We start from the raw sequence: 15332 nt of genomic DNA on the forward strand, positions 1-15332 counted from the left end.
CTTTGAAAACCGTCACAAGACGGCAGAGGCCAGAGAAAGCCTGAAAGAACCTTGTGTATTAACGCTGTTGCACCGGAAACCTGATGCTGTTGAAGCCGTACAGAATCACCCTTTTGCTGATGATGGCCATGCTCTGTCTAGTGACAGCGCGTGCCGCCTGCGCGCTGGCGCCAGCAGGAGCGGTGATTCTCAATCAGGCCGAAGCTGCTTATTTTGATACCGAGTTGGGCCAACCGGTTAAAGTGCTCTCTAACCAGTCGTCTGTCCGGGTCGCTGCTGTTTACGTCCCGGTGTTGTCCCAGGATCAGCAGGTACAAACAGCCCCGGGTGCGACTGTGTCGTTTATTCACCATGTGTTTAACCGGGGAAATATTGCCGATAGTTATCGCCTGGGCGTGACAGCCTGTGTGACAGGCAGCGCATCCTGTGATGTTGCGGGGCGGATCACCATCCTGGGAGTATTTCCCTATGACGAACGTCTCCCGACACCCGAGGAAAGCCCTATTCACACGACCGGCATGATGAAGCCGGGCGAAAGCCGGGCTCTGATTGTTATGGCCAGGGTATCGGCCACGGTCGCAGCTAACGACAGTTTTACACTGTCAGTATCTGCCCAGTCTGAAGGCAGTGAGCATAAGGTCAGTACCAATAATGACCGGATTACCGCTGGTCGGCAGTCTGTCCTGATTCGAAAGAACAGCCTATTGTCTATTACCGATCCCCGTTATACCGATATTGGTGATATTCACTATGACCTCTCCCTGACCAATAACGGCGATATCGCGTTACCCGAGCGCACGCTGGTGGTGGATGGTCAGGAGCAGCAGGGAATCCTGCTGGAAGACCGCATCCCGGCCAATACCCGTTTGTCGCGGGTGGACGATGATTATGCACCGCGTCAGGCGCATCCGGTTGTTCGACTGCCGAACGGGCGCTGGGTCCGTTACGATAGCCCGGATTATGATCCGGCAGACATCACACGTGTTGGACTCTTACTGCCTGCCAGTGACTTTCAGCCCGGTATGTCTGCCAGGCTGGGTTTCAATGTCATTATCAATAAGATAAAAGTGGCGACCGTCATTCGTAACCGGGCCGGTATTGATATGGAGGGTGATGGACGATATGACTTTGAGAGTAATGAAACCGCTGACAAGGTCCGTCCTGGCTACCATGTGAATGGGGGAGATCCACGTGTGACGTTCATGGAGCCCCGTGACCGTCATGTAGACCCAACCTTCGATAGCCCCCTCAAGTCGTCAACACACTATTTATTACCGGATCATATCGAAGGTGGGGCACATGTTCATGAAGATGTTTTTGTCACTATTGATGCACCGCATCTGAATACCACGACAGAAGAGGCCGAAACGGTGGAAGTGCTGGTGGCTTCCGGTAAAACCGGTGACCGGGTTCGGGTCATGCTGCGTGAAACGGGGATGAATAGCGGTGAGTTTCGCAGTGTCTCCCCCCTGAGGCTTAGCACGAATGAATCCGGCAGTAACCAGCTGTGTACCACGCCAGGTAACCTGCCGGACTATTCCCAGCCTGCTACGGTCTGTCGTTTGAAATCTATCTCAGGGGATCGCATCAAGGTTTCCTATCTCGATGCCGAACACCATAAAACCTATAGCAGTGAGGCGAATGTCAGTACCATTGGCCTGGTGTTTGACAGTGGTACGTTGTTTCCTGTCGCGGGTGCCAAAGTCTCTTTCTACGATATTCATGATAAGCCCGCAGTGGATCCGGTCAGCGATACCCCTTTTCCTGCCAAAGTGACGGATGATGAAGGGCATTATCTCTACCCGCGCATGCAGGAAGGTCAGTATTACATTCGTGTTGAGCCGCCGCAGGGGTACCATTTTCCGTCCCACAGCCGTCCGGAAGATTATACCGGGTTGCGTGTCATGCAGGCGTCGTATGGCAAATATGGCTGGTCGGGCGTTAATCGAGCCAAGAAAGAAACTCTGCGAAGGTATTCAACGTTTGCGCCTGAGGAGCAGATGGAGGGTACGTTTGCTTATAGCAGCCAGAGTCCATTGGTCAGTTTTGATGTACCGCTGGATCTGATGCAGCCGGAGACGGTTGGCAGGGATCTGATTCTGGAAAAGGCCGCCCTGCAGAATACGGTCGCTCCGGGCGAGATGGTCGGCTACAAGCTGACGATTACCAACAACTCAAAACAATCACTGTATAACCTGCGTATTCATGACCGGCTTCCCTACGGCTTCAAGTATGCCCGTGGCAGTGTCCGTATCAACGGGCAACAGGCGGCGGAACCGGAAGGCGCACCAGGTCCCGAGCTGACGTTTATTTTAAACCAGAGCAAGCTCAGGGAGTTGGCACAACAGCAGAAATGGGAGATTACCTACGTCCTTAAGGCTGGCGCAGGTGCCATTGATGGCGATGGTATCAATACCGCCTGGAGTGAAGGTCGCAATATGGCCGGGTTGCCGGTCAAGTCCAATGACGCCCGCGCGCAAGTCACGGTGCAGATGGATGGCGTGCTGTCTGACAAGGCGATCCTGTTCGGTAAGCTGTATGTGGATGGCAACGGCAATGGCATCCAGGATGAGGGTGAGTGGCCCATCGGCGGTGTCAGGTTGTACATGGAAGATGGCACCTGGGTGATCACGGATGAAAACGGCCAATATAGCCTGATGGGGCTGAAGCCGGGTACCCATGTCCTCAAGGTAGATCCCGTGACTCTGCCGGACGGACTGGTGCTCAAACCACTAGATAACCGTAACGGTGCAGACGGCAATAGCCGTTTTGTGGATCTTGCACCGGGCGATTTCCACCGTGCAGATTTTGCCGCCCAGTGCCCTGAAAAGGATGCCGAAGCGATTTTTGCCCAGATCAAGGCCCGCAACGCCTCCATCAATGGAGACTGGCTGCTGGACGAAGCGGCGCAATATAGCCGCAGCAGCCACAACGCCGAGCAGGCGGACAACATCGGCGATTTGTCGAACGGTGTCGTCAGGGGACCTCAGAAGACCGACAGTGAGAATAATCCTTCAGCCACTGCCCAATCGGTATCTACTGCCGGAAAGGCGCCTGATGCTGTAGAGCCATTGGCGAAAATGCCACTGGCGAAAGAGGTCGTCTCGTCCATTACCCGTCAGCAGGCGGTGGATGGCACGTGGCTCTGGCCAGAGAGTGCACAGGCAGATGGTCGTTTCATGGTGGTGGTCCGTGCGGGTGTCACGCCAACGTTGTACGTCAATGATCAACCTGTCGCTACGGATCGCCTGGGCGAGCAGCTGATGAATAACCGTGAACAGGCCCAGCTGTTGGCCTGGTACGGCGTGCCCATGAAAGAAGGGGAGAATCATCTGGAAGTCCGTGCAACGGATTTCTTTGGCAATGAGCGGGTACTGGCGAAAGGCACCTTCAACAATGCCGGTCTGGCTGAGCGCCTGGTGCTGGAGCCGGCGCGGGATACACTGCCGGCGGATGAGGGTAGAAGCCTGTTGCCGGTCAAGGTGCGGCTGCTGGACCGCAACGGTTTGCCAGCCCGTGGGGTCTATTTCGTGACCCTGGACAGTAGCGCTGGCCAATGGCAGGAAGCCGATGTTCAGGATCAGGAACCTGGTCACCAGATCCGCATTGAACAGGGCGAGGCACTGGTACATCTGCGTTCCGGTTCGACAGCCGGCCCCGTCAAATTGCGTGCAACAACCAATGACTTGAAAGCAGAAGCAGAATTTACCCAGATCGCCGCGCCGCGTCCGCTGGTCGCCGTTGGTCTGGTGGATATCTCCGCCAGTAAGGGGAAAGTCGATAGCAAAGGGCGTACGCCTTCAGAGATTGATGGCATCACGGATGGCTTTGATACCGGCAAGCGCACGGCATTTTTTGTCAAAGGTGAAGTGGCAAAGGAAACTCAGCTGACCTTGTCGTACGACAGTGATAAAGACAAGGACCAGGAACTGTTCCGTGATGTGGATCCGGACGATTACTATCCCATCACCGGTGATGCCAGCCAGAAAGGCTATGAGGCCCAGAGCCGCAGCAAGCTGTATGCGAAGCTGGAAAAGGGCCGCAGCAGTATCATGTGGGGCGACTACCAGACGGACAGCAATGCCCCGGAGCAGGACCTTGCCCGTATCCAGCGCACCCTGACCGGCATTAACGCCATTTATGATGATGGCATCACCCGCCTGCAGGGCTTCGGTGCTCGCCCTGAGGATATGCACCGCAGTGAGATCATCATGCCGGATGGTACGGCCATGAACTACCGCCTGCAGGGTGCGCCGATTGTGCGTAACAGTGACGTGGTGGTGCTGGAAGTCTGGGGCCGTGATAACCCGGGCCTGATGCTCAGCACTGAAACCCTGGGCCGGGGACGGGACTATACCCTGGATGAGTTCAGCGGCTACCTGAAGTTCAGTGAGCCCATGCACAGTCAGGATGATCAGGGGAATCCTCAGCGTATCCGTGTCAGCTATGACGTTGAGGGTGACGGTACCGCCTACACGGTAGCCGGTGTTCGTGCCGAGCAGAAGCTGAATGATCAGGTGCGTGTGGGTGTCAGCCATACCCGTGATGAACACAAGACAGAAGGCAAAAACATCAGTGGCGCCTGGGTGGAGTATAAACCTACCGAAAAAACGACGGTGACTGTCTCCGGTGCAACCCTGGACAAGACAGGAAAGCCTGAAACCACGGGCACAACGGATCAGACGACTACGCCAGATCATGGCAATGCCTACCGGGTCAAAGTTAACCAGCAGTGGACGTCTAATGGTGAGACAGAACTGACCTGGGCGAGGGCAGATGCTGGCTATGACAATTCTGCCGGTGGTGTTTCCAGTGGTCGTGAGGAAAGTCGGCTTGAACACAAGCAGCGGTTAAACGAGACCTTGGATCTAAGAGCGGAAGCGGAAAACAGTCGCAGCCTCGACAGCAATGCGAATAGCAGTGGCAGTGGTGAAGGGAACAGTGTCGGTATCAGTCTCGACAAACGCCTGCCGGGTGCCTGGACCCTGACCGGCGGCAGCCGTTATATCAGCCAGAAAGGGGATGAAGACGAACGGTATGCCACTGGCTTGGTCGGTGTCGGCAAACAATATCAGCTGTTGGGCAAGAATGCCTCCACCAAGCTGGAATATGAGCACGCCCTGACCAATTCACGTTGGCGCACGGTCATGGAAAGTGACTGGCAGGTACACGAGAAAGTCAGCCTGTATGGACGTTATGAACGGGATGAAAACCTGAGCCCCGTCAGCAATGGTGAAGACCGCAACAGCTTTGCCCTGGGGGTGAAGAGTGACTGGCTGCCCAATACCCGCACCTATTCAGAATACCGTATGCGTGGTGCAACGGACGGCGGCAACCTGGAATGGGTCAATGGCGCTGATACCCGTCTGGAAGTGGAAAAAGGGCTTTCGCTGACGCCCAGTGTTGAGTGGATCCAGACCGTTCACGAGAAGAACAAGGATAACCGTAATGACGGCCTGGCGCTCTCTCTGGGAATACAAGACAAGCGACGCAAGAATCAGCGGGCCACCGGCCGGGTGGAATACCGCCATGGTGAGCAGCAGAACTATTATGGTCTGGATGCTGCCGTTGCCCGCCGCCTTGATCTGGACTGGAGCGGTCTGGTGCGGGAAGAGTTTCGTCTGGAACTGCCCCGTGACGGCGGCAGCCGTACCCTCCGGCATGCCATGACCCTGGGCCTGGCCCGTCGTCCCCGACAGGATAATCGTCAGCATGGCCTTTACCTCTACCAGTGGAAAGAAGAGCGCGGTGAAAACCCGGCGGATGACCGGACGGTACACCTGATTTCCACGCACCAGAACCGTCAGATTAATCGTGATCTGGTCTGGTCTGGCCGGATCGGCAGCAAGTGGGTGAAAACGTCGCTGGATGACTACCAGTACAGCAGTCAGACCTGGGTCGCGGATACACGCCTGACCTGGGATATTGACCGCCGCTGGGATATGGATCTCCGTGCCGGTGTGCTTGCGGTGGACGGTATGACCAGCAGGCGCTGGTCAGCAGGTATCGGTGTGCACTACCTGGTTGTCCGTAACCTGCGCGTGGGTGCTTACTACAACGTTGTCGGCTTTACCGATGATGATCTCGACAGCGAAAAATATAATGCCAAAGGGCTTCACCTGAGCCTGCAGTTCAAGTTCGATGAATCCCTGTTTGACTGGTTTGCCTCATGAAACATGCCCTGAACATCCTTACTGCGATTGCTGTCAGCCTGATTGTTTCAGGTTGTGTCACCACCGATGAACTCTATGCCCGCTATGACTCGCATCTTTGTGCGGTCACAACGCAGCAAGCACCGGGCATGCAGTGGTACCCGGTGGTTCAGTTTGCCTTTGACAGCATTGAGCTGGATGTCGGTGAAAGGGAGCGGCTGATGTCGAATACCGCGTTGCTCAGGCAGCACCCGGATTATCGGGTTGTGGTGCGCGGCTTTACCGATGCGAAGGGCGCCAGCCGTTATAACCTGAAACTGTCTAAACGGCGGGTCATGGCTGTGGCAGAAGTGCTTCAAAAGCAGGGGGTTTCTTCCACACGAATAAAGGCAGACTGGGCAGGCGAAACCTTACCCTTATCACGGGGTAATGGGACAGATCGAGCGCTTGATCGGCGGGTAGAACTTCTGCTGGTGGACGAAACGGGCAAACCCGTGAGTCAGCGCATTGTGATGAATGCCCCGGCAGGAGATGCCGTATGAGGCAACGAGTGCGCAAAGGGTTTGGCCGAACGGGGCTGGTGGCCATGCTCCTGTGGGTAGCTGTCGCTGCCTTCATCCTGTCACTGGCCATGGTCGCAGAAGCCGCGACGCCAGCTGGCACATTGCTCCGAAGTCAGGCCAGTGCATCATTTCTGGATGAAAACGGCAGTCGCTATCAAGTGTCGTCTAATGAAGTCACGACGCTGATAAAACCCGTCACCGGCGTTACCCTGGATCCCGGTGATCAGAAGCGGTATGCCGCAGGTGGCAAGGATGTGGTCTTTCCCCATGTGCTCACCAATACCGGCAATGTTTCGGTGCCGGTCCGTCTGACAGCAAGTGGCGCGCTGGCGAATTTACGGGTTATCAGGGATCAGAACCACAGTGGTCAACCAAAGGGGCAGCCTGAAGTCACTGCGCCTGTTTTCCTTAAGCCGGGAGAGTCCATTGACTTGCTGCTGGTGGGGGGCACATATGGGCGGCAGGGTAATAAGGCCCGTTTTGCGGCCAATCTTCTGGCAGTTGCTGATGAGCAACAGTGTCGCTTACAGCCTGACGATCGGAGACGCTGCTGGGACAGGAATACCGACACGGTTGAGTATGACAAGCAAAAAGCCTATGAAGTCACTAAAACCATGTCAGAGAAAAGCGTCAATGTGGGCGAAACATTCAAAGTTCAGTTGCATTTCGAACGCATGAGTGATCATGGAACCAGCGTCCTCATATTAAAAGATCGATTGCCGTTGGGCATTGATTACCGAGGCGGCAGCAAACTGTGCAATGAGGATGGCGACAGATGCTGGCCATGGGAGCCTGACAACGTCAAGACAGACAATGGACAAACGGAAGTTACCTTTGTGACCCCCAAGCATAAGGATGACGATGAGGGGTATGTTGAATTTCTGGTGGAGGCGAATGCATCTGCGGTAGGAGAGACGGTATTTAATACCGCTGGATTTCGAGCCTGCAATGGTAATGGCAGACAGTGCACTGATTGGCAATCGACTAACCGGGTGCCCGTCACCGTTGCAGGTCCCGGGGTGAGTATCAATGGCAGCCAATACCATTCAGCCAAAGACCTGGGCGAACCGGTCACCATAGCTTCTGCATCAGCAGGTGATACTGTTGAATTTCTTGATTATCTCTGGAATACGGGGACAGTGCGGCAGAGCTATACCGTGACGCCGGTGGCATCCGGCAATACGTTCCCGGCAGGTAGTACCTATTGCCTGAGCACAACAGAAGAGTGTTCGCGATTCTCCAGCAGCCCGACACTGGATGTGAAGGATTTGGAGCCTGGAGCATTCCGTGAAATCAGGTTCAAAGTGAAGTTGCCCAATGCGGTGACAGTGCAAAAAGATGGCTACTTTATCTCGCTGACAGCCAGTCTCCGTTCCAGCCAGCTTGGCCGGGAGGTTGCTGATACCGTGCTGAACTGGCTGACGCAGATAACAGAGTCAGCGTCGTCTGTTGATCTGACTTATGAACGACCGGTTCAGGGAGACTCCAGTGTTCCCGGCAAGGGGCCGGGGCCTGAAAGTGAGCCGGTGAAAACCCTCACGGGGCAACCAGGGAAAAGCGTCACATTCGATGCACTCTTTGTGAATAACACCGGTGGCGCGTTAGACACCTATAATCTGCAACTGGTCTCTGCCGGTGGTTCCAGCCTGCCGGAAGGTTTTACGGCTCAGTTCGTTAATATGGGCAACCTCCCTACTGCGAATACCGGGTCTGTCAAAGCGGGGGAACATGTGCCGTTAAAGCTGGTAGTCAGTTTGCCTGCCGCTGCGACGGATGGGAGTCATGATTTTCATGTGGTGGCAGTTTCTCCCGTAACCGGTGTGAAGGATCACCTTGCTGTGCGTATCACAATCAGTGATGACGCGGGGCTGGTGCTTGAACCCAACGGCGAGGGGCAGGTCTCGCCCGGCAGCTTTATCACGTTTGCACACCGTTTGACGAATAACAGCAACAGCGCGGTGGATAACCTGTCGCTGGCGTTGTCTGATTTACTGAAAAGTCAGGGCTGGCAGTCAGTCTTATATCGTGATCTGGATGGCGACGGTGCACTGTCTGGCAGTGATACAATGATCAATAGCCCGGTCTCTCTGGCAGGGAATGAGACATTGCATCTGCTGGTGAAAGTGTTTGCACCGGCGAATGCATCCATGGGGATTCGCAATGTGACCACGTTGACCGTCATCGGTGATGATGGTCAGCAGTTGTCAGTGACGGATACCTCGATCGTCAACACTACAAATGTTGTCATTATCAAAGAACAGGCGTCGTGGGATTGTCAGGCGGCAGTGCCTGCTCAGTTCAGTAAAAATGCCTTTCCGGCGCGTCCCGGCACCTGCGTAGTGTATCGCCTAACAGCCAGTAATGAGGGCGTGGAAGCGGTACAGAATGTAGTGATCCATGATGCGGCGCCCAACTTCACCGAATTCTATCCGCATGGTGGTTTGCCGAAGACGACCGGTCGGCAGGTGGTGCAACCCAATGTCAGTGGCACATTAATCAATGCGCACTGGCCTGACGGTTTGCAGCCTGGTGAATCCGTTTCCCTGATTTTCGCGATCCAGATCCAGTAACCGGCTGTGCCAAGGCAGTGTAAGGCAGTCATGACCGATTTTTTGCAGCGCTTGTTCAAACAAACAGGAACCGCATTTTCCACGTTGATGGTGCTGGTTGCCTGCTTGTATTCCGGGTTGGCCTGGTCCGAAACCAGTGGTGACTGGTTCATCCATGAATCCTTCAGTGAAGGCCGGTTGCCTAGTGACTGGAATTATCGTGGCAATCCAAGGCCACAAACCCGAAACGGTTGGCTGCAATTGACGAAGCCCCGTGCTAACCAAAGCGGTTATACCTGGTTCAAGCAGGATTTTCCTTCGTCGGATGGTTTGGTTATCACCTTCGATTTCTCTGCGAGTGAAGGAGGCAGTGGTCATCAAGATCAAAGGCCCGCAGATGGCTTCAGCGTGTTCCTGCTACAAAGTATCAATGACTGGCAGTTCCGTATTGGCAAGTCCGGTGGTGGGTTGGGATATACCGGATTGAAGGCTGCTTACCTGGGCGTTGGGTTTGACAGTTTTGGTAATTTCAGTAGCTCAATTGGTGGAGAAGGGGGTATCAGACCCCAGAGTAATTCAGTTGTCGTTCGAGCAGGCGAAACGAAAAAATATCGGTACCTGAAAGGTCAACAATTATCTTACCCTTTGGCTACCAACAACCGGAGTCGCCTGCTTCGCACGGCACGAATTACCGTATTGCCCGATGCTTATGGTTATAGCATCTCGGTCAGTCTTGATCGGCATGATGGCAGCGGCTTCCACTCTGTTCTGACCAATGTACAGGTAGATGCGCCACCCCATCGGTTGAAGCTGGGGTTTGCTGCGTCAACGGGCGCCAACTGGGCACGTCATGAAATCCGCAATGTTCGTGTCAGCCGTCCTGTGAATCTTTCACTTCAGCAAGTTGGGAAAACCGAGTTCGATCGTGATGGCAAAGTGCGTTACACGTTGCAAGCCAGCAACGAAGGGAATACGGACGCCAATGACGTGTCGCTGCAGGTGATTTCTCCCGGCTTTTTTCAGCCGGACAGCAATGGTGTTCACTGTAAGGACGAGATGAATGGTGCGCAGTGCCATAGCCGTTCCGGGGATGTCAGCATGGATCTGCCGAAGGGAAGCAGCATCCAGGTGACCCTGACAGGAACGGTCAAGGCGGGCGCTGTCGATGGCGGTAGCCTGATTGCTGCAGTGACACCGGCGCCCGGGTATCAGAACCAGAATTCAAACAATGAGGTGGAGATTCAAACCGCCCTGTTGAGTGGCCGGGTCTTTGAAGAGCAAGCAGGGCCTTCTTCAGGAAGTGCTCGCCGGCTGGGCATTCAAGGGGCAGCGGTCGTCTTGGCACGCCTGGAAAAAGGATTCAATCCGAATCGCCCGGATGTGAATAACTGGACACCAGCCATCCTGACCCATACCGATGCTAACGGGAATTATGTGTTTCCGGTACCGGCAGAGGCGCACGATTACCGGATTGTCGCTCTGTCCCGCTCTCTGTCCCGTGATCACGGGCGCTGGGCTGAGCAGACCTGGGGTGGGCCCTTTCGCCGTTGTACTGTTCAGCAGCAGGGTCAGCTGCGCGAAGACCAGGTGCTGGATACTGCCGGCCCCTGCTACGGCGGCCGGTACGCTGGGACTAATGATATTGAGCATGACCTGGATGCACTGTGGCAAACCCGCCGCTTCGGGTGTACGAGCGACTTTTGTCCGATGCTGCCTGCCATACCGTTGGGCAGCCATGAAATCTGGCTGGGGGAACATACCCTCCAGTTGCCGAAAAACCTGCTGGCTAGCCATCCGGACGGTGTGAAGAACCTGGATTTTGGCTTCAGTTATGACGTGGTCACCCATGTTAACGACAGTGGTCAGGGCAGCCTGAGACAGTTCATCGAAAACGCCAACCAGAATGCCGGGACGAAGCGGATGCGATTTGTGCCAGCGGTAGTCCGTAATCATGACTGGGGTTGGCAAATAAACCTCATGCAGTCACTGCCGGTACTCAATGAGGACAGTATTGTTCTGGATGGTACGGCCTTTCAATTTGACCAGCCGGCAGCGAAGGCGCTTTCATCCCAGTTTGTCCGGAGTGGTATAAGGGTAGGGCGGAACCAGGAGACCCTGGAAGCCTTTGAACTGCCGGATCTTGAACTGGTATCTCCCAGCCGGGGAACGAACCCCATTGTCAGCATGAATGGTAGCCGGCAGACGGTCACCCGCCTGTTTCTAGCATCGCCCGGTGGTGTCGGCGATATTGTCGGTGTGTATGTCGGTAGGGGATGCCAAGATTGTCAGATCAGTCACTCCTTTATTGGGGCGGATAAATCCGGGCAAGGGCTGTCAGGACGGTCGTTGTTGGATGGTATCAAGTCCATATCGGGCAGTTACGTGACCGTGGATCACAATCTGATTGCAGGTACACGGCGAACGGGAATGGATTTCAGTGGTTCGGGCGTGATCCGCCGCAATGTGTTGATCGACAATACCAGTAGCTCGACGGATGACGCGATTTCGCTGCAAGGCGATGCCAGTGATACGTCCCGGGAGCTGACCATTGACCGGAATTATATCGATGGCGCGCAGGGGGTTGTCCTGGAAGGTTGGCGCCTGATATCACCTGAAAAGCTCACAATTACCAACAACACATTGCGCCGCGGCGGGCAAGGCGGGAGAGAGGGTGCCGGTTTACGGCTGCAGGCAATAGACGGCACCGGTAAGAAAATACAGGTTGAAAACAACCTCCTGGAAGAAAACCAGGGGCCAGGGGTTGTGGTTGTGAGCATGGATCGGAACTATGTTGCGAAAGGCAATCGCATTACCCGGAACCTGTACAGGGGTAACAGAGAGAATATGGGCATTGATCTTGTGATGAATGCTCAGAAACCATCGGGTGATGGACGCACACCCAATACCGGTAATTATGATGACAGGGCGCCGAACCGGGGTATTGATGCTCCCGTCATCTCCAGTGCTCTGATTGATAATGGGCAGCTGGTTGTCGAAGGCTATGCCTTACCTGGCGTGACAGTCGAGTTTTACCGTAAAGATGGCAATGGTTTTAGCTACTTGCTACAGCAGGTGGAAGGCAGTGGTCAGGACTTGGCGTCAGGCACGGGTTCCTATGTGGATCCGGTTAGCAAACAGGTGATTCAGAAGCAGAGTCTTTTTCGATTTGACCTGAGTGGGGCCCAGATCAGTGAGGGCGGAACCCTCACCGCCATTGCCATCGATTCAGAAGGCAACACGTCCGAGTTTGGAGAAAACATCAACGTCGTCAGAGCGGGCGCCATTACGGCCTTGATCTGGAAAGACCTCAATAATGATGGTGAGAAAGCCGCGACTGAGCCGGCGTTGAATCCGGTGAAGGCACAATTGTCCAGATGGGATGCAGTGTTACAGCAATGGATTGTTGTCAGCGTGCAGACGACGGACGCTAAGGGTGAGGTTAATTTCCCCAGCCTGGTACCGGGAAGGTATACCGTTGAAATTCTGCCGGATCAGGCGTCACTCACCGGCCTGATGCCTGGTGCTCACACGACCAATCCTGTTGAGATAACGGTTGAGTCAGGGACAGTGAACAGTCTGCGCTTTGGTTATATCGACGGAACCCCCGCTTTAACATTAACGCCGAATCATAACCGGACGGTGAAACCGGGCATGTTTGTTCATTTGCCCCACCAGTTGGAGAGTAACTCTGCCAGTAACGTGGATCTACAGGCACAGCTGGTCAATGCCAACGATGGCTCAGCCGTTTCCTGGCCGGTGACACTGCAGAAGACACTGTGTGGAAATGGCAATAAGGAAGGGCAGCCTGCCACCAATAGCATGGTGATTGGCAGTACAGGATCAGCGGCCACCTGCTTCGAGGCGGGTGTGTTTGTGCCTGCCAATGCCCCTGAAGGCCTGAAGCTCTCTCTGACGCTTGCGGCCACTATTGGTAATGGCTCCGGAAATATGTCCAGTACGAGTCAACCAATGCGTGACACAGCAACTGCCTCGGCAACCGTGGTGGATACCATAACTGTGACAGACCAGGAGGGTGGCAAGCTGGTGCTGACCAAGTGGGTGGAGAATATCACCCGCGGAGACATGAAAGGAGTATCGAACCAGGCAGAGCCAGGTGATATTTTGCAATACACCATCCATTTCACCAATGCGGGTACAACCCCCATTTCACAGGTGGAAATCAGCGACGATATGCCTGCTTTCACCACACTGTCAGAGACGATCCGCTGTCCGTCCGTACTGCCGAAGGGGATGCGCTGTAGCCCTGTCAGGGGCTATGACAAAGGTTATGTCGGAAAGGTTGCCTGGCAGTTTGGCGGTGAATTGAGGCCCGGCGAGGAGGGGGACGTCAGTTATCGAATTAAAATTGAATAACCAGAATATTTTAATGCCTAAATAAAATTAGAATGCGGTATTTACTGTCTGTTTTATTCCAAAAAAACAGATCGCAGGTGCCTGTTTGTCCTTGTAATCATTAATACTTAATAGATAGCAGTGGTTTAAACAGGGAACTGATCGTAATGACGTCACCGATACACGGAAGTCAGGGTGCAGGCGGTCTACCTTTTGGCGGAGTGAGCCATGAGGGGGATTCGGTTGTAACGCACCAACATAGAACCATCAAGGTGACAGACCCTGTCTTGAAAGCCAAGCTGATAGCGATGGCGGACATGCAGGATCAACCCTCACCTAATGTCTCTCAAAAATCCCATGACGACAGGGTGATTACCGCAACAGATACCACCTATTCGCTGAAAGCTGAATCAGACAGCACACGTCGAGCATCCGCAGGGGAGGATAGGGATATTGCACCGGATGAAGGTTTGATCGAGGGCTTTAACAGTGATACGCAGTCAGTCCCCGGTGATTTTGAGGATGATACGGCATCAGTTATTGATCATAGGGAGTTGGATACAGCGTCAGTCTTCGCTGAAATGGATATAGACGATGACGACGTTGACATTGAGGGAGTAAGCACTGAGCTGGAAAGCATCGAGGATGGTGAAGAGGTTACGGAACACGTCTCTCTAAAGGAGCGTTTGGCCAATGCATCGGCGAATGTATCACAGAAAGCCAAAACACTCGGAAAGAGTATTAAAGACTGGGTGATTAGCCTGCCCAACCGGGTGATGAACAAAATGCCGCGCAAAGTGGCCGATGCTTTTGTTCTGCATGCACCCTCGCCCAAGGCGTTGAAAGCGCGGGTAATCGGAAAGATAGCAAACCCATCAAGTCATATACAGGATCTGAAGCGTGAATCCAGTGAGCGCTTACATAATCTGAGCAAACCCGGTGGACCGTCCGCCCATGCCGACGATGATCAACTAGCTGCGGTGGAAAAGAATATAGAGAATACGGAAACTGAACTGCAAACGTGCAAGCAGGAGCTTGAAGATCTCCTGGAACATTTTGATAGCGAAGATGCACTGCAGCGCAGGGATGAGCTAAATCAAAGGATATCTACGCTCACTTCGGATCTTAAAAGTTATCAGTTGGCTGAAAAAATGCTTCTGAAAATGATCAAGCCTGTGGCTGATAAGGTGCAAAAAGACCTACAAGCTGAGGAGCGCACCGACTATGACGCTAAGGCGGATACCTTCAAACAGCAAAGCAAGGTGCTTGACACTGAGTTGGCGTTGTTAGAGAAAGATTATGCAGACCTGAAATCGTCACTTAAGAAAAAGATACAGACATTGAAGAAAGATATTGAGGCGAAGGAAGCTGAAATAAAGACGCTGCAAAATAAAATGGAAAAGATAGATAGCGAAGAGGAAGAAGTTGAAAACCCATTTGTCTATTTGGGTGGTGTTGCTGTTCATTATGATGAAGCTGAAAGAATGCTTGAAGATAAAAAGGACTCGCTTCAGGTACAGAGAGATCAGCTTGACAACATACAGCGCAATATTTCCGCCAAGAAAAAAGAGGTGCAAGATGTTAAAGGCGAGCAGGCTACCCTGAGAAAAGAAATGCGAAAAGATAAAAGTGCCTTTGAACGAAGTGTTAATTCGTTGAAAGGAGGCGGTTAAATAAGTTTTGTTTTTGAGTTGTTAACGTTGTTTGTATGATTT

Annotated in this window: 5 protein-coding genes; all 5 read left to right on the forward strand. The window is 53.8% G+C overall.

Features of this window, described 5'->3' with window-relative positions:
* The first annotated feature begins 83 nt into the window (after positions 1-83).
* The gene (locus KHS78_RS06020; protein WP_211826152.1) at positions 84-6173 is read left to right on the forward strand and encodes an SdrD B-like domain-containing protein; all 6090 of its coding nucleotides are present in this window, start codon (positions 84-86) and stop codon (positions 6171-6173) included.
* Complete coding sequence (locus KHS78_RS06025) at positions 6170-6694, forward strand: OmpA family protein (RefSeq protein ID WP_211826154.1); 525 nt, start codon at positions 6170-6172, stop codon at positions 6692-6694. The genes KHS78_RS06020 and KHS78_RS06025 overlap by 4 nt, the downstream gene beginning before the upstream one ends.
* Complete coding sequence (locus tag KHS78_RS06030; protein WP_211826155.1) at positions 6691-9285, forward strand: COG1470 family protein; 2595 nt, start codon at positions 6691-6693, stop codon at positions 9283-9285. The genes KHS78_RS06025 and KHS78_RS06030 overlap by 4 nt, the downstream gene beginning before the upstream one ends.
* Before the next feature lie 30 nt (positions 9286-9315).
* Positions 9316-13638 (forward strand): SdrD B-like domain-containing protein, encoded by a 4323-nt coding sequence (locus tag KHS78_RS06035; protein ID WP_211826156.1) that lies wholly within the window; start codon positions 9316-9318, stop codon positions 13636-13638.
* Positions 13639-13784: 146 nt separating this feature from the next.
* The gene (locus KHS78_RS06040) at positions 13785-15290 is read left to right on the forward strand and encodes a hypothetical protein (protein ID WP_211826157.1); all 1506 of its coding nucleotides are present in this window, start codon (positions 13785-13787) and stop codon (positions 15288-15290) included.
* Positions 15291-15332: the final 42 nt, after the last annotated feature.

The organism is Kistimonas asteriae, from assembly GCF_018263925.1.
GTDB classification, from domain to species: Bacteria; Pseudomonadota; Gammaproteobacteria; order Pseudomonadales; family Endozoicomonadaceae; genus Kistimonas; species Kistimonas asteriae.